13 protein-coding genes are annotated in these 15,821 nt (G+C 58.7%); 11 read left to right on the forward strand and 2 right to left on the reverse strand.

The window, feature by feature from the left end; all coding sequences use genetic code 11:
- Window positions 1-73: 73 nt before the first annotated feature.
- The 10 genes from betA (at window position 74) to yccS (ending at window position 13,889) form a co-directional block, all read left to right on the forward strand.
- A complete protein-coding gene (gene betA / locus NL64_RS07310) occupies window positions 74-1,777 on the forward strand; it encodes a choline dehydrogenase (protein ID WP_034147478.1) in 1,704 nt (567 codons plus the stop codon).
- A 340-nt stretch (window positions 1,778-2,117) separates the two neighbouring features.
- Window positions 2,118-2,999 carry a hypothetical protein gene (locus NL64_RS07315; protein WP_034147479.1) on the forward strand — a complete coding sequence of 294 codons (882 nt, stop codon included), beginning with the start codon at window positions 2,118-2,120 and terminating at the stop codon, window positions 2,997-2,999.
- Window positions 2,999-3,715, forward strand: a complete 717-nt coding sequence (locus NL64_RS07320) for an AzlC family ABC transporter permease (RefSeq protein ID WP_034147480.1) — start codon at window positions 2,999-3,001, stop codon at window positions 3,713-3,715. Before NL64_RS07315 ends, NL64_RS07320 begins: the two co-directional genes overlap by 1 nt.
- 4 nt (window positions 3,716-3,719) lie before the next feature.
- Window positions 3,720-4,064: an AzlD domain-containing protein gene (locus NL64_RS07325; protein ID WP_034147481.1), complete on the forward strand. Its 345-nt coding sequence runs from the start codon at window positions 3,720-3,722 to the stop codon at window positions 4,062-4,064.
- A gap of 232 nt (window positions 4,065-4,296) precedes the next feature.
- Window positions 4,297-5,739: a TldD/PmbA family protein gene (locus NL64_RS07330; protein ID WP_034147482.1), complete on the forward strand. Its 1,443-nt coding sequence runs from the start codon at window positions 4,297-4,299 to the stop codon at window positions 5,737-5,739.
- The gene (locus NL64_RS07335) at window positions 5,739-7,076 is read left to right on the forward strand and encodes a TldD/PmbA family protein (RefSeq protein WP_034147483.1); all 1,338 of its coding nucleotides are present in this window, start codon (window positions 5,739-5,741) and stop codon (window positions 7,074-7,076) included. The genes NL64_RS07330 and NL64_RS07335 overlap by 1 nt, the downstream gene beginning before the upstream one ends.
- A gap of 174 nt (window positions 7,077-7,250) precedes the next feature.
- Entirely contained in the window at window positions 7,251-8,678 is a 1,428-nt protein-coding gene (mdtD, locus tag NL64_RS07340) for a multidrug transporter subunit MdtD (protein ID WP_034147484.1), read from the forward strand.
- A 105-nt stretch (window positions 8,679-8,783) separates the two neighbouring features.
- Window positions 8,784-10,121 (forward strand): ATP-dependent RNA helicase DbpA, encoded by a 1,338-nt coding sequence (gene dbpA / locus NL64_RS07345; RefSeq protein ID WP_253277065.1) that lies wholly within the window; start codon window positions 8,784-8,786, stop codon window positions 10,119-10,121.
- Between the two features lie 131 nt (window positions 10,122-10,252).
- Window positions 10,253-11,431, forward strand: a complete 1,179-nt coding sequence (locus tag NL64_RS07350; RefSeq protein ID WP_034147751.1) for an NAD(P)/FAD-dependent oxidoreductase — start codon at window positions 10,253-10,255, stop codon at window positions 11,429-11,431.
- Between the two features lie 274 nt (window positions 11,432-11,705).
- Window positions 11,706-13,889: a YccS family putative transporter gene (yccS, locus tag NL64_RS07355; protein WP_034147486.1), complete on the forward strand. Its 2,184-nt coding sequence runs from the start codon at window positions 11,706-11,708 to the stop codon at window positions 13,887-13,889.
- A gap of 70 nt (window positions 13,890-13,959) precedes the next feature.
- Here the strand turns inward: yccS and NL64_RS07360 are convergent, their stop codons facing one another.
- Window positions 13,960-14,697: a substrate-binding periplasmic protein gene (locus NL64_RS07360; protein WP_034147487.1), complete on the reverse strand. Its 738-nt coding sequence runs from the start codon at window positions 14,695-14,697 to the stop codon at window positions 13,960-13,962.
- A 255-nt stretch (window positions 14,698-14,952) separates the two neighbouring features.
- Here NL64_RS07360 and NL64_RS07365 point away from each other — a divergent pair, with 255 nt between their 5' ends.
- On the forward strand, window positions 14,953-15,405 hold the full coding sequence (locus NL64_RS07365) for a GNAT family N-acetyltransferase (protein ID WP_034147488.1): 453 nt from the start codon (window positions 14,953-14,955) through the stop codon (window positions 15,403-15,405).
- A gap of 99 nt (window positions 15,406-15,504) precedes the next feature.
- Here NL64_RS07365 and NL64_RS07370 read toward each other — a convergent pair whose 3' ends face one another.
- Window positions 15,505-15,801, reverse strand: coding sequence for a winged helix-turn-helix domain-containing protein (locus tag NL64_RS07370; protein WP_007894945.1), 297 nt, complete (start codon window positions 15,799-15,801; stop codon window positions 15,505-15,507).
- Window positions 15,802-15,821 lie beyond the last annotated feature (20 nt).

The following is a 15,821-nucleotide window of genomic DNA, read 5'->3' on the forward strand; positions in this document are numbered from 1 at the left end:
TGGCTTGCCAGCGATTCGAGTGCGCAGCACTCGCCCAGGCCCGACCTGAACACTTTCAAAGAGGGTGCATTCAATGTCCCAAGAATTCGATTACATCATCATCGGTGCCGGCTCTGCCGGTAACACCCTGGCGACCCGTCTGACTGAAGACGCCGGCGTCACTGTCCTGCTGCTCGAAGCCGGTGGCCCTGACTACCGTTTCGACTTCCGCACACAAATGCCGGCGGCGCTGGCGTTCCCACTGCAAGGTCGTCGCTACAACTGGGCCTACGAAACCGACGCCGAGCCGCACATGGACGGTCGCCGGATGGAATGCGGTCGCGGCAAGGGCCTCGGCGGTTCTTCGCTGATTAACGGTATGTGCTACATCCGTGGTAACGCCATGGACTACGACGGTTGGGCGAAACTGCCAGGCCTGGAAGACTGGTCCTACCTGGACTGCTTGCCGTATTTCCGCAAAGCGGAAACCCGCGACATCGGTCCGAACGACTACCACGGTGGCGACGGCCCGGTCAGCGTGACCACGCCAAAAGCCGGTAACAACCCACTGTTCCACGCCATGGTTGAAGCGGGCGTGCAGGCGGGTTATCCGCGCACCGAAGACTTGAACGGTTACCAGCAAGAAGGCTTCGGTCCGATGGACCGCACCGTGACGCCGAACGGCCGTCGTGCTTCCACGGCTCGCGGTTACCTCGACGTGGCCAAAAAGCGTTCGACCCTGACCATCGTCACCCACGCCCTGACCGACAAGATCCTGTTCGACGGCAAGCGTGCGGTCGGCGTGCGTTACCTGGTCGGCGACGCTGAAGAGCGCGTTGAAGCCAAAGCGCGCAAGGAAGTGCTGCTGTGCTCCGGCGCCATCGCGTCGCCGCAGATCCTGCAACGCTCCGGCGTCGGCCCCGCCGAACTGCTGAACAAGCTCGATATTCCAGTGGTCCACGACCTGCCGGGCGTCGGTGAAAACCTGCAGGACCACCTTGAGCTGTACCTGCAATACGCTTGCACCCAACCGGTTTCCCTGTACCCGTCGCTGCTCTGGTACAACCAGCCGGCCATCGGTGCCGAGTGGCTGTTCAACGGCACCGGCATCGGCGCCAGCAACCAGTTCGAGGCCGGCGGTTTCATCCGTACTCGCGAAGAGTTCGAATGGCCGAACATCCAGTACCACTTCCTGCCGGTGGCGATTAACTACAACGGCAGCAACGGTGTGAAAGAGCACGGTTTCCAGGCGCACATGGGCTCCATGCGCTCGCCAAGCCGCGGGCGCATCCAGGCCAAGTCGAAAGACCCGCGCCAGCACCCGAGCATCCTGTTCAACTACATGGCCACCGAGCAGGACTGGCAGGAATTCCGCGACGGCATCCGCCTGACCCGTGAAATCATGCAGCAGCCGGCACTGGACGCTTTCCGTGGTCGCGAAATCAGCCCGGGCATCGACGTGCAAACCGATGAGCAGCTGGACAAGTTCATCCGCGAACACGCCGAAACCGCGTTCCACCCGTCCTGCTCGTGCAAGATGGGCACCGACGAGATGGCCGTGGTCGATGGCGAAGGTCGCGTGCATGGCATGCAAGGCCTGCGCGTGGTCGACGCCTCGATCATGCCGATCATCACCACCGGCAACCTGAATGCACCAACGATCATGATCGCCGAGAAAATCGCCGACAAGATCCGTGGCCGCCAGCCGTTGCCGCGCAGCACTGCTACGTACTATGTGGCGGGTGAAGCGCCGGTTAAGGGCAAGCCAATGCGGGAAGTGAGCCAGATCGCTCCGTAACGGCTCTCGCAATTGATTCAAAAAAAACCGTCAACCTTTCCGGGTTGACGGTTTTTTTTGGCTAATTCAAGCTGCTTACAACAAACAACAACACTCGCACCAAGCAACTAAAAACATCTATTACTCGAAACAAAATTCGTTACACATACACTCACACTAACTTAGAAACCTCCATTAATATTCGCGTCCAGTTCAAACAGGACTCGAGCAACTTAAATGGAGAAAAAAATATGCTCAACACGGAGTTTGCAAAAAAACCAAGTTACTTCAGAGACAAAATATCCGAAGAACAAGCGATCACCTTGGACTTCAGCTATATGGTGGGCGTTGTTGAGTCCTGGTGGAAAAAAACAACCAATACGACACGCACATCTTAAAAACACAGCTAGTTAACCTTTTTCTAACTTATCTGCGCACGGAAGATACCGTCTACTTCGACAAAGTGGGGCTGGCTAACGGATGCGCGGCCGTCCGTATTAAAAATGTATTCAACCTGGACTCGCCAAAACTTGCTTTAACCGTGCACGAGGCTCTGTCTGACCTGTTTTACCTCACTGACATCAAATACGAATACGAAGAACACAAAGCACTGTATCTCAAACCCTCCGCGGAAATACATCGGGAGTGGGGCAATGGTCATGGCGATATCACACCGCATTCTGATGACTTATATGAAGAGCTGAATGTTGATTTTCTGGCCCTGACTGTTTGCAGGGACGTCACGAAAACTCCCACCGCCTATTATTTCCCAGCTGATCTATTGCGTGATTTAAACGACGACGATATACGCGAGTTATTGACGATGCAGGCAACGTTCATTTCCGGTAAAAACGTCAGCGGCTTAAAAAAACGAGTCCGTCGCGTAGTTGAATATTCCGAAATCTACGGTTTTCTTTTTTCGCTGGATTTCCGAATTGATACAGAGAACGGTGAGCGGATGCGCGCTGAAAATGGTGGCCAGCACGTCCTGGACAAAATCCGCGCTGGCCTGCCAAACGCCAAACACAACGTTTCGACAGCTGAAACCGGTACGTTCCTTATCGTAGCCAACCACAAGATACTGCATGCACGCCCGATGCTGAATATCGATACCAACGAAGCTCGGGAACAAGCGCAACACTCGACATTCAATACAACGCCTCGATTGTTGTTTCGAAGCAAGGGCCCTAGAAAGCAATATTTCCCGCTGGATGAAACATTCTCAACCCGAGAGGCCCATTGATGACGGCTACAGATACATCCACTCGTCCCGTGGCCGTTGACGTCTTTATTGAAGGTGCACGGGATGCAATCACCTTTGGTGTCGCGTTTATTTTTTTGTACCTATCGATAGGTATTTTAAGTGCAACGCAATCACTAACACTCAGCCAGACACTTGCAACGACACTTTTAATATTCTCCACCCCCCTGCAGTTTTTACTAATTCAAAGCTATAACGATGGATGGATATTGCTTCCTGTCATCATGGCACTCAATGCTCGCTTTGTATTACTTTCCGCGACCCTTGCCCCCTATATAAGAAGCACTTCCACCACAAAAACCATGGCCGCCTTGATTCTGATCACGCCTTCGATATTCACAGGGTGTGTTACTCGATTCAAGCAAAAATCCGATCACGCCTTCGCCTACATGATCGGCCTTGGCCTTCCCATTTTCGGTGTCTCAATCATCTGCACCTACATCGGCTTTATCACCGGTGCCAAACTCACCTCACCCGTCATCTATGCGGCGATGACTCTTCTATTGCCGCTGCAGTTTACCGCTTTGGCGGGCAAGCACTGGCCTCATTACCCGGAAGTATCGAGTTACTGGCTTGGCTTCATCGGTGCGCCACTACTGGTTTATCTGTTCAAGGACTACAGCATGCTCTGCACGCCTTTTATCATCGGCGGACTGATCGTCCTGATTGAAAACACTTACAAAAAAGAGGCGGCGTAGCTTCATGACAATTTGGCTCCTTATTGCATTCTCCGCCGCAACCGCCTTCGCCTTTCGCGCCCTTCCCTTCGCCTTCAAGAACAGCACCGCACTCACGCAAACCCAAGGTTCTTTTTATCGGTTTATCAGCTACAGCGCACAAGCAATGTTGGGAGTCATCATTTATGACACAGCGTTCAACAAAAGGGATGCTCTGACCCTGATGCAGCAATTTGATACGCTGGATGCCCTGAAACTATTCTTGCTCGTCGGAACCTTCATCGCGGTCGCCAAAACAAGAAAAATCCTGCCTTCTTTTTTCGCCAGCCTAATCATTTATGTTGCTGCTTTCTTTTATCTGAACGGCTGAACGTGGCTCCCTGTACTGACGGCGGGATTGTTCGCGAGCAAGCTGCAATGGCTGCTCGCGAACTCAATCATCAGCCAACTCGTCATGCGCGCTCTCTATTTCGGAATCTTTTCCTCCATTGCTCCACCCTTGATCCTCCCCCCGCACAGGCCTAATCTAGCGCCACGCAATCGTTTCACCCCTCCCCTCGCAACACCGCTTCGCCGTCACTCCATACCAAGGAGGTTCCCGAATGTTCGATTTCCACCCCCAGCTCAAGCAGCGTTTTGCTGCCTTGCGCACGGGCGCTGAATTCTTTTCCCTGCGTTATGTGCGCGAGTCCGGGCAGTACCTGTCGGTGCGCAAGAACGTCGCCGAACCGCCAAGCCTGAGCCGTGACGAAGGCGCGATGCTGACCGCGCGCGTCAACGGCGTCGAAGCCTATGCCGCGACCAACGACCTGTCGCAACAAGGCCTGCAGGCCGCGCTCGAACGGGCCGAACAGCAAGCACGCAAGCTCAAGCCCCACGCCTTGCTCGACCTGCGCGAGCAGGCCGTGTCGAGTGATCGCGCCGACTATTTCTCGCCGAACCTCGACCAGCCCTTCCCGTCCCTGAGTGATTGCTACCAGTTGCTCAGCACCGAATCCGCCGCCGTGCCCAAGGACGAGCGGCTGGTGAACTGGCAGGTGAGCATCGGTATCACTCATGTCGAGCAGATCTACCTCAACAGTGCCGGCGCCGAACTGCGTCAGGCCCAGCGCTTCGTCTTCCCCGGACTGGAGGTCACCGCCTACGACGGCAACGACAGCCAGACCCGAACGTTCGGCCGGGAAAACTTCGGCCAACAGGGTGGCTTTGATGTCATCAGCCGCTGCGGGCTGATTGGCGCAGGGGTAAAAATCGCCGATCAGGCGCTGCAATTGCTGCTGGCGCCGAACACTCCGCAAGGTCCTCGCGACCTGCTGCTGACGCCTGACCAGATGATCTTGCAGATCCACGAATCCATCGGCCATCCGCTGGAGCTGGACCGCATCCTCGGCGACGAGCGCAATTACGCCGGCACCAGTTTCGTCAAAGCCGAAGACTTCGGTCACCTGCAATACGGCTCGAAACTGCTCAACGTGACCTTCGACCCGGACATCCCCGAGCAGCTCGCCAGCTACGGCCATGACGACGACGGCACGGCCGCCAGCAAACAATTCCTGATCCGCGAAGGCCTGTTGCTGCGCCCATTGGGCGGTGCGCTGTCGCAATTTCGCGCAGGGCTCGATGGCGTCGCCAACAGCCGCGCCTGCAGCTGGAACCGCCCGCCCATCGACCGCATGGCCAACCTGAATATCGAGCCCGGCGACCAATCGCTGGAGCAATTGATCGGCAACATCGAGCACGGCATCTTGATGAGCACCAACCGTTCATGGTCCATCGACGATGCGCGCAACAAGTTCCAGTTCGGCTGCGAATGGGGCCAGTTGATCGAGAACGGCGAACTCAAAGGCGTGGTGAAGAATCCGAATTACCGGGCGATTTCCGCGCAGTTCTGGAAGAACCTCAGCGCCGTCGGCGATGCCGGTACCTTCAAGGTCCTCGGCACACCGAACTGTGGCAAGGGTGAACCGAATCAGGTGATCCGCGTCGGCCATGCTTCGCCGGCCTGCGTGTTCAGCAACGTGGATGTATTTGGGGGAGACGCCTGATGAGTACAGCAAAAACTCAGGCCGAGTCATTTAAGGCGTTGGTCGACGGGTTGCGCGAAGCCCTGCGCGAGCCGGAACAATTCACCCTAAGCTACGCCGCCGAGTCGTCGGCCTTCGTGCGTTTCAACCATGCCAAGGTGCGTCAGGCCGGGCAAGTGCAGCAGGCGAGCATCGGTTTGAAACTGATCAATGCGGGTCGCCACGCCGACCTCGACATCACCCTCGCAGGCGACCCGCTAGTTGACCTTCAGCGCCTGGCCGAAGGCCTGCAACAGCTGCGCGAAACCTTGCCGCTGCTGCCGCAAGACCCGTACCTGCTGCTCAACTACAACGGCTGGAAAAACCAGAACGTGCAGGAGCATCCGCTGCCGGACACTGAACAAGTGGTCGGCGAAATCACCAGGGCTGCTGAAGGTCTCGATCTGGTCGGGTTCTATGCCGCCGGTCCTATCAGCCGTGGTTTCGCCAGTTCTTCCGGTGCATTCGGCTGGCATCAGGCCAACAGCTTCAACTTCGATTTCAGCCTGTTCCATGAAAACGGCCAGGCAGTGAAAGCCAGTTACGCCGGGCACGACTGGAGCAGCGAAGGCTTTGCCAAACGCTTCCAGCAGGCCCGCGAGCAACTTGAGTTTCTGGGTCGACCGCTGCGCACTTTGGCGCCGGGTCAGTACCGCGCCTACCTCGCTCCGGCGGCGATGGAAGAAATCATGGGCATGCTGTGCTGGGGCGGTTTTTCCGCGCAGTCGATTGCCAGCAAAAGCAGTCCGTTGCAGAAGCTCTACGGTGGCGATCAGGCATTCAGCCCGCTGGTTTCGCTGGATGAAAAAGTCAGTGGCTCGCTGAGCCCGGCGTTTTCCGACGAAGGCTATCCGCGCAGTGATCTTGGGCTGATTGTCGAGGGCAAGGCCGGCGCGCAACTGGTCGGCTCACGCAGCGCCGCCGAATACGGTTTGACCGCCAACGGTGCCAGCGGCGGTGAGTCGCCAACAGCATTGAACATGCGGGCCGGGGATTTGCCAGAGGCAGACATTCTCAAACAGCTCGGCAGCGGTTTGTACATCAGCAACCTGTGGTACCTGAACTTCTCGGATCAACCGGCAGCACGTTTGACCGGCATGACGCGGTTTGCGACGTTCTGGGTCGAGAACGGCGAGATTCAGGCGCCGGTCAGCACCATGCGTTTCGATGACAGCGCGTTCAGCTTGCTGGGTTCGCAACTGGAAGCGTTGACCCAGGAGCGCGAGATGCTGTTGTCGGCGAGCACCTATAGCCAACGGGCGACGGCTTCTGCTTTGTTGCCGGGGGCGCTGGTCAGCAAACTAACCTTGACCCTGTAAACACAAGACCCTGTGGCGAGGGAGCTTGCTCCCGCTGGGCTGCGAAGTAGCCCAAAACCGGCAACAGCGGAATATCAGACAGACCGCATTCGCTGGATTCACGACTGCTGCGCAGCCGAGCGGGAGCAAGCTCCCTCGCCACAGGGACCGAGCAATTTATGACTCAGAGGTCACATGCCCAACCGCCCGCCTCTCGATCCTGTCACCGCCCGCTGGGTGCCGTGGGTCGTCGCCATTGCCTTCTTCATGCAGTCCCTCGACGGGACCATCCTCAACACCGCCCTGCCGGCCATGGCCCGCGACCTGGCGGAAGACCCATTGCGCATGCAGGGCGTGATCATCGCCTACATGCTCACGGTCGCGTTGTTGATCCCGGCTTCAGGCTGGATCGCTGACCGTTTCGGCACCAAGAAAATCTTCTTCGGCGCGATCCTGCTGTTCAGCCTCGGCTCATTGCTCTGTGCGCTCTCGGAAAGCTTGAGCATGCTGATCGGCGCCCGGGTGATCCAGGGCTTGGGCGGCGCTCTGATGCTGCCAGTCGGGCGACTCGTAGTGCTGCGCGCCTACCCGCGCTCGGAACTGGTGCGAATCATGGGCTTCATCACCATTCCCGGCCTCCTCGGCCCGTTGATCGGCCCGACCATGGGCGGCTGGATGGTCGAGTATCTGACCTGGCACTGGATCTTCCTGATCAACTTGCCGGTCGGTGCGATCGGCTGCTACGCCGTGTGGAAATTCATCCCCGATCTGCGCGGCACCGAGCGCACCCGATTCGATAGCCTGGGTTTCGTGCTGTTCGGCGCGGCGATGATCCTGATTACCGTCGCCATGGAGGGCCTCGGCGAATTGCACCTGCCGCACCTGCGGGTGATGTTGTTGCTGTTCGGCGGCATGGCGTGTCTGGCGGCCTATTGGTTGCGCGCCGGGCATATCGAAAATCCACTGTTCGCGCCGTCGTTGTTCAAGACGAGGACTTTTGCCGTCGGCATCCTCGGCAACCTGTTCGCCCGTTTGGGCAGCGGCGCCCTGCCGTTCCTCGTGCCGTTGCTGCTGCAAGTGGCGCTGGGTTATTCGCCGTCCCAGGCCGGGATGAGCATGCTGCCGCTGGCCGCTGCGGCGATGATCGCCAAGTGGGTGGCGCGGCCGCTGATCGAGCGCCTGGGCTACCGCATCGTGCTGACAGGCAACACCCTGGCGCTGGGGATCATGCTGGCGAGCATGGGCCTGGTCAGCGAGCAGACGCCGTACTGGCTGCTGTTGTGCCTGCTGGCGATTCTTGGCGCGATCAACTCCTTGCAGTTCACCGCGATGAACACCGTGACCCTGATCGACCTTGACGACGCCAGCGCCAGCAGCGGTAACAGTTTGCTGTCGGTGGTAGCGCAATTGTCTTTGAGTCTGGGGGTGGCCTGCGCCGGTGCGTTGCTCGGCGGATTCACCGCAGAGATCGGCAATGATGGCGTGGACACGGTTTTGGGCGCCTTCCAGCTGACATTTGTGACCGTGGGAATCATGGCGATGCTGGCTGCAACGATCTTCTCGCAGCTCTCAAAGAATGACGGACGGCGTGTTAAACGTCCGGAAGAGCACATAGAGCCTTAGGGCGAATGGCCATCGGACTGGTACACTGCGCGACATTTTGTTTTGCAGGCCAGTCCCGTGACCACCATCGCCACCGCTTTTAATACTTTGCCGCTGTCCGCCGCCATGCTGGCTAACCTCGACTCCCTCGGTTATGCCCAGATGACGCCGATCCAGGCGCAAAGCTTGCCGGTGATCCTCAAGGGGATGGACCTGATCGCCCAGGCCAAGACCGGCAGCGGCAAGACTGCTGCGTTCGGTATCGGCCTGCTGAACCCGATCAATCCGCGTTACTTCGGCTGCCAGGCGCTGATCCTGTGCCCGACCCGCGAGCTGGCTGACCAGGTTGCCAAGGAAATCCGTCGCCTGGCCCGTGCCGAAGACAACATCAAGGTCCTGACCCTGTGCGGCGGCGTGTCCCTCGGTCCGCAGATCGCCTCGCTGGAGCACGGCGCGCACATCATCGTCGGCACCCCGGGGCGCATCCAGCAGCACCTGCGCAAGGGCTCGCTGGTGCTTCACGGCCTCAACACCCTGATCCTCGACGAAGCCGACCGCATGCTCGACATGGGTTTCTACGACTCCATCGAAGAAATCATCATGCAGTCGCCAGAACGTCGCCAGACCCTGCTGTTCTCCGCTACCTACCCGGTGGGCATCAAGCAACTGGCCTCGAAATTCATGCGCAACCCGCAGCAAGTGAAAGCCGAAGCGTTCCACGACGACACGCAGATCGAGCAGCGTTTCTACGAGATTTCCCCGGAAGAGCGCATGAGTGCCGTGACCAAGGTCCTCGGCCACTTCCGCCCGGCATCCTGCGTGGCCTTCTGCTACACCAAGCAGCAGGTCCAGGAAACCGTCGACCACCTGACCGCCAAAGGCATCTCCGCCGTCGGCCTGCATGGCGATCTGGAACAGCGTGATCGCGATCAGGTGCTGGCGATGTTCGCCAACCGCAGTACTTCGGTCCTGGTTGCCACCGACGTCGCCGCACGCGGTCTGGACATCGATTCCCTGGACATGGTGATCAACGTCGAACTGGCCCGTGATTCGGAAATCCACATTCACCGCGTCGGCCGTACCGGTCGTGCCGGTGAAAAAGGCATCGCGATCAGCCTGGTCGCACCGCCCGAAGCCCAGCGTGCACAGGCCATCGAACAGTTGCAGAAATCGCCGCTGACCTGGGATCAGGTCGACAACCTGACCAACCAGGGCGGTGGCCCGCTGCTGCCGCAGATGAGCACGCTGTGCATCGGCGCTGGCCGTAAAGACAAGGTTCGCCCGGGTGACATCCTTGGCGCACTGACTGGCGACGCGGGTATTCCTGGTGCTCAGGTCGGCAAGATCGCGATTTTCGACTTCCAGGCCTTCGTAGCCGTGGAACGCGGGATCGCCAAGCAGGCCTTGCAGCGCCTGAACGACGGCAAGATCAAAGGCCGTTCGCTGCGCGTGCGCATCCTCTGATCGACTGTAGGAGCCGGCTTGCTGGCGATGAACGATGACGCGGTCGACCAGATGGTCCGCAGCGTCTGCATCGCCAGCAAGCCGGCTCCTACAGGTTTTGCGTTGGTTTGAAAATTTTTGAGGACACCGTTTTGCGCTCTACCGAAGTCGTGATCATTGGCGCTGGCGCCGCTGGGTTGATGTGTGCGCTGACCGCCGCTGGGCGCGGGCGCAAAGTATTGTTGCTCGACCACGCGAATAAGGCCGGCAAGAAAATCCTGATGTCGGGCGGTGGCCGCTGCAATTTCACCAACATGTACACCGAACCGAGCAATTTCCTTTCGCAGAACGCGCATTTCTGCAAATCGGCCCTGGCCCGCTACACCCAGTGGGATTTCATCGGCATGGTCGCCAAGCACGGCGTGCCGTATCACGAGAAAAAACTCGGCCAGTTGTTCTGCGATAACAAATCCAGCGACATCCTCGAAATGCTGCTGAACGAGTGCGATCAGGTCGGCGTCAGCCTGCATCTGGATACCTCGATCCAGACCATCGAGAAGCTCGAAACAGGCTATTTGCTGGAGACCACGCTGGGGCAGATCACTTGCGAGTCCCTGGTGATCGCCACGGGTGGCCTGTCGATTCCGACTCTGGGCGCGACCGGCTTCGGCTATCAAGTGGCCAAGCAATTCGGCCACGACCTGTTGCCGACCCGTGCCGGACTGGTGCCGTTCACCATCACCGATCAGCTCAAGGAACTGTGCACCGAGTTGTCGGGGACGTCGGTGGATTGCCTGGTCAGCTGCAATGACCAGAGCTTTCGCGAGAACATCCTGTTCACCCACCGCGGCCTGAGTGGCCCGGCGATTTTGCAGATTTCTTCGTTTTGGGAATCCGGCGACACGGTGGAAATCAACCTGATGCCGGACCATGACGTGTCAGATTGGCTGCAACAGCAACAAGCCGAACGTCCCAACAGCGAACTGAAAACCCTGTTCGGTGAAATTTTCACCAAGAAGATGGCCAACTTGCTGGCAGACAACTGGTTCGTCTCCAAACCGATGAAGCAGTACACCCACGCGGAAATCGCCGCCATCGCCGAGAAACTGGCGAGCTGGAAAATCGTACCGGCCGGCACCGAAGGCTATCGCACCGCCGAAGTGACTTTGGGTGGCGTGGACACCAACGAAGTGTCGTCCAAGACTATGGAATCGCTGAAAAGCCCTGGGTTGTATTTCATTGGTGAAGTGCTGGACGTCACCGGGCACCTGGGCGGTTTCAACTTCCAGTGGGCGTGGGCTTCCGGCTACGCCGCCGCGCAGTACGCTTGATAAACGAGCTTTGGTGTCGAGGGAGCTTGCTCCCGCTGGGCTGCGGAGCAGGCCCAAAACCTGTCTCCCGGTTTGCCTGACACACCCAGTGCACAGGATTTACGACGGCTACGCCGCCGAGCGGGAGCAAGCTCCCTCGCCACAGGGTTCATTTCAAATGCGACATCTCCATCAGGAAGGAACAGATTTTGCTGTCAGATGTGATCGCCGCCATTGCGTCGGCGTCATTACTGGCTCAATTTAGCGTCATCGCCTCGGAAGGCCCTCGCACTTCATGTCATCGACCTCGTTTCGTCAGTCTTTGCGTCGCCTTTGGGCGCTGGATAAATTCAGCTACAGCGTGCGGGTGTTCATCGCCCTGACCGGCACCATGGCGTTGTGTTGGTATCAGGATGAAATGGGACTGCTGATCCCGTTATTCCTGGGGATCATTGCCAGCGCCCTGGCCGAGACCGACGACAGTTGGCAAGGCCGCCTCAACGCGCTGGCGGTGACGCTGGTGTGCTTCGCAGTCGCCGCGCTGTCGGTCGAACTGCTCTTTCCCTACCCCTACCTTTTCATCATCGCCTTCGCCCTCGCCGCCTTCTGCCTGACCATGCTCGGTGCCCTCGGCGAGCGCTACGGCGCAATTGCTTCGGCGACGTTGATCCTGTCGGTCTACACCATGATCGGCGTGGACCAGCGCGGCGGCGCAGTCACGGATTTCTGGCATGAACCGCTGCTGCTGGTGGCCGGTGCGGCCTGGTACGGCGTGCTGTCGGTGTTGTGGCAGGCGCTGTTTTCCAACCAGCCCGTACAGCAGAGCCTGGCGCGGTTGTTCCGCGAACTGGGGTTTTACCTGAAGCTGAAATCGTCGCTGTTCGAGCCGATCCGGCAGATGGATGTGGAGGCGCGGCGACTGGAACTGGCACAACAGAACGGTCGCGTGGTCGCAGCCCTCAACGCGGCCAAGGAAATCATTCTGCACCGGGTCGGCAACGGTCGGCCCGGCTCGAAGGTCAGTCGCTACCTGAAACTGTACTTCCTCGCGCAGGACATCCACGAACGCGCCAGTTCCTCGCACTATCCCTACAACGCTCTGGCTGAAGCATTTTTCCACAGCGACGTGCTGTTCCGCTGCCAACGCCTGCTGCGCCAACAAGGCAAGGCCTGCCGGGCGCTGGCCGAGTCGATCCAGATGCGCCAGCCATTCATCTATGACGCCAGTTTCGCCGAAGCCTTGAGCGACCTGCACGCGTCACTCGAACACCTGCGCATCCAGAGCAACCCGGCCTGGCGCGGCTTGTTGCGCTCGCTGCGCGCACTGGCGGCCAACCTCGGCACCCTCGACCGCTTGCTCAGCGATGCCAGCAACCCTGACGCCCTGGCCGATGCCACCGACAGCAGCCTGCTCGATCGCTCGCCGCGCAGTCTCAAGGACGTCTGGATACGTCTGCGCACGCAGCTGACTCCGACTTCGCTGCTGTTCCGCCACGCCCTGCGTTTGCCCCTGGCCTTGAGCATCGGCTACGCGATGGTGCATTTGATTCACCCGTCCCAGGGTTACTGGATCATCCTCACGACGCTGTTTGTCTGCCAACCGAACTACGGCGCTACCCGACGCAAACTCGGCCAGCGGATCATCGGCACCGCCATCGGCCTGACCCTGGCCTGGGCGCTGTTCGACCTGTTCCCGAACCCGCTGATCCAGTCGTGCTTCGCCATCGCTGCCGGGGTGGTGTTCTTTACCAACCGCACCACCCGCTACACCCTGGCGACAGCGGCAATCACCCTGATGGTGCTGTTCTGCTTCAATCAGGTCGGCGACGGTTACGGACTGTTTTTGCCACGGCTGTTCGATACCCTGCTCGGCAGCCTGATCGCCGGCCTCGCGGTATTCCTGTTCCTGCCCGACTGGCAGGGTCGGCGCCTGAACAAAGTGCTGGCCAACACCCTGAGCTGCAACAGCATCTATCTACGCCAGATCATGCAGCAATACGCGGCCGGTAAAAGCGACGACCTGGCCTATCGCCTGGCCCGGCGCAACGCGCACAACGCCGATGCGGCGCTGTCGACCACCCTGGCCAACATGCTGATGGAGCCGGGGCATTTCCGTAAGGAAGCGGACGTCGGGTTCCGTTTCCTGGTGCTGTCGCACACGTTGCTCAGTTATTTATCGGGCCTCGGCGCTCACCGGGAAACCCTGCTACCGGCGGATGTGCGCGAGCATTTGATCGAAGGCGCCGGCGTGAAGCTGGCCAGCAGCATCGACGAAATCGCCCAAGGCCTGGCGAGTAAAACCCCGGTTGCGATCCAAAGCGATGAGGAAGAAGCGCTGGCCAACGAACTGGAGCAAATGCCGGATGAAATCGATGAGGGTCAGCGACTGGTGCAGACGCAATTGGCGTTGATCTGCCGGCAACTTGGGCCGCTGCGCACGTTGGCGGCGCATTTGATCAAGGATACGAGTGAGGATTGAGATTTTCAGTGATTGCACTGGCCTCATCGCTGGCTTGCCAGCGATGAGGCCATTAGCCCCACCACAACACCTACATCCCATGCTGCTTCATCAACCGCGCATAACTCCCATCCGCCTTCATCCTGGCAATTTCCCGGTCGAACCCGGCGACGATCTGCTCATGCTTCGGGTTCTTCAGGCTGACCAGAATGTGCAGGCTGTTTTCGCTCAACGGCTTGGGCAAAAATTCCACGGCATTGCGCACCTTGGATGATTCACGGGCCAGGTAATAGCGAGCAACGTACTCATCTTCCAGCGTCAGCTTGACCCGATCGGCAGCGACCATGCGCACGGCCATGGCAAAACTGTGCACCGGGATTTTCTGCAAGGATTCATCTTCATCGAACGCAGCCGAATAGGCATACCCGCGCACCACAGCAATCGGATAGGTGTGCAGTTGTTGCAGATTGTTGAATTCGATCGGTGCGTCTTTGCGCTTGAGAAAGCGCACGCGATTGAGCAGATACTCGCCGGAAAACTGGCCGAGTTTTGTGCGCTCGTCGTTGTACCAGGCATTGACCAGCACGTCATAACGGCCCTCGCCTACTCCCAGCAACGCCCGCGCCCAGGGCACCTGTTCGAAATCACTGGCATAGCCGGCTCGCGCCAGTGCGGTGCTGACAATATCGGTGGCCAATCCACCGTTGAGCAGCGTGGCGTCGGTAAATGGCGGCCAGGCATCCGCCACCAGTCGCAGTTTTTCTGCCGCCGCGTTTTGAATCAGCAACAGCAATCCAATCAAAGCAAAGGCTCGATGCAATCGCGGCATGCTAGAAAATCCTTAGCGGGCGGGCTGCCCGACGTGTTTTCAGCCAAAACTCCAAGACCCCGTACCGGCACAACAAGGCACTAAACATTAGTTCATTGAAGCCACTGCACATCGCTCGATCCCAGATTACACAAAGAAGACAGCGCCGCGCGAAATGAATGATGGCATTTTGGTCTTTGTCACAGATTCCTTCGCCATAAAGACATCTAGCGCCCAGGCGCTTAGTATCGAGGGACGTTTTCAGGGAATCAGAACATGACAATCGATTGGGTCTGCAAACACCATAGTGACCTGGGCAAAGAACAGCTGTACGCCATTCTGCAACTGCGGGCCGAGGTGTTCGTCGTCGAGCAAAAATGCATCTATCAGGACATTGATGGCCAGGATCTGGAAGGTGACACCTGCCATCTGATGGCGTGGGACGGGGATCGTCTGGTGGCGTACCTGCGCCTGCTCGACCCGGAGTTACAGGGCGGTGACGTGGTGATCGGCCGGGTGATCATTGCACCTCAGGCCCGGCGTACAGGGCTTGGCCATGCGTTGATGGACCAAGCGCTGAAGCAGACTGAGAAGCGCTGGCCAGACATGCCGATCTATCTTTCGGCACAGGCGCATTTGCAGGGGTATTACGGGCGGTACGGGTTTGTGGTGGCGGGTGAGGAATATATCGAGGATGGCATTCCACACATTGGGATGCGTCGTTCCTAAGGGACGTATCGCTGGCAAGCCAGCTCCTACAATGATTGCGGGTGTATCGCATCTGAACCTGTAGGAGCCGGCTTGCTGGCGACGGCATCAGCGCAAATCTCAGGGATACTCCAACACCGCTTTAATCTGCCGCAAATTGCGCTCGATCCACCCCCGATCAATCGCCCCCCACTCGCGAATCCGATAGCGCCCGGCATGGTTGCGCGCGCCTTCTTCCTGCTCGAACTCGCAAACGATATCCAGATCCGCCAACGCAGCGATGGTGTCCTGGGCTGTACGCCGGGGCATACCGGTGACCTCGGTCAAGGCCGGAACGCTGCTGGCCAGACCACTGTCGATCAGGTACGCCACGTACAAGCGGCGGTAGAAGCTGCTCTTGGTCTTGCTTACGTCCATCCACAAACTCCCGGTTTAAA

Source organism: Pseudomonas fluorescens (assembly GCF_000802965.1).
Taxonomy (GTDB): Bacteria; Pseudomonadota; Gammaproteobacteria; order Pseudomonadales; family Pseudomonadaceae; genus Aquipseudomonas; species Aquipseudomonas fluorescens_A.

Excerpts from the sequence above, each read along its gene's own strand:
- betA (WP_034147478.1), top strand. The coding sequence starts at position 74 with ATGTCCCAAGAATTCGATTACATCATCATCGGTGCCGGCTCTGCCGGT.
- NL64_RS07320 (WP_034147480.1), top strand. The coding sequence starts at position 2,999 with ATGACGGCTACAGATACATCCACTCGTCCCGTGGCCGTTGACGTCTTT.
- NL64_RS07325 (WP_034147481.1), top strand. The coding sequence starts at position 3,720 with ATGACAATTTGGCTCCTTATTGCATTCTCCGCCGCAACCGCCTTCGCC.
- NL64_RS07330 (WP_034147482.1), top strand. The coding sequence starts at position 4,297 with ATGTTCGATTTCCACCCCCAGCTCAAGCAGCGTTTTGCTGCCTTGCGC.
- NL64_RS07335 (WP_034147483.1), top strand. The coding sequence starts at position 5,739 with ATGAGTACAGCAAAAACTCAGGCCGAGTCATTTAAGGCGTTGGTCGAC.
- mdtD (WP_034147484.1), top strand. The coding sequence starts at position 7,251 with ATGCCCAACCGCCCGCCTCTCGATCCTGTCACCGCCCGCTGGGTGCCG.
- dbpA (WP_253277065.1), top strand. The coding sequence starts at position 8,784 with ATGCTGGCTAACCTCGACTCCCTCGGTTATGCCCAGATGACGCCGATC.
- yccS (WP_034147486.1), top strand. The coding sequence starts at position 11,706 with ATGTCATCGACCTCGTTTCGTCAGTCTTTGCGTCGCCTTTGGGCGCTG.
- NL64_RS07360 (WP_034147487.1), bottom strand. The coding sequence starts at position 14,697 with ATGCCGCGATTGCATCGAGCCTTTGCTTTGATTGGATTGCTGTTGCTG.
- NL64_RS07365 (WP_034147488.1), top strand. The coding sequence starts at position 14,953 with ATGACAATCGATTGGGTCTGCAAACACCATAGTGACCTGGGCAAAGAA.
- NL64_RS07370 (WP_007894945.1), bottom strand. The coding sequence starts at position 15,801 with ATGGACGTAAGCAAGACCAAGAGCAGCTTCTACCGCCGCTTGTACGTG.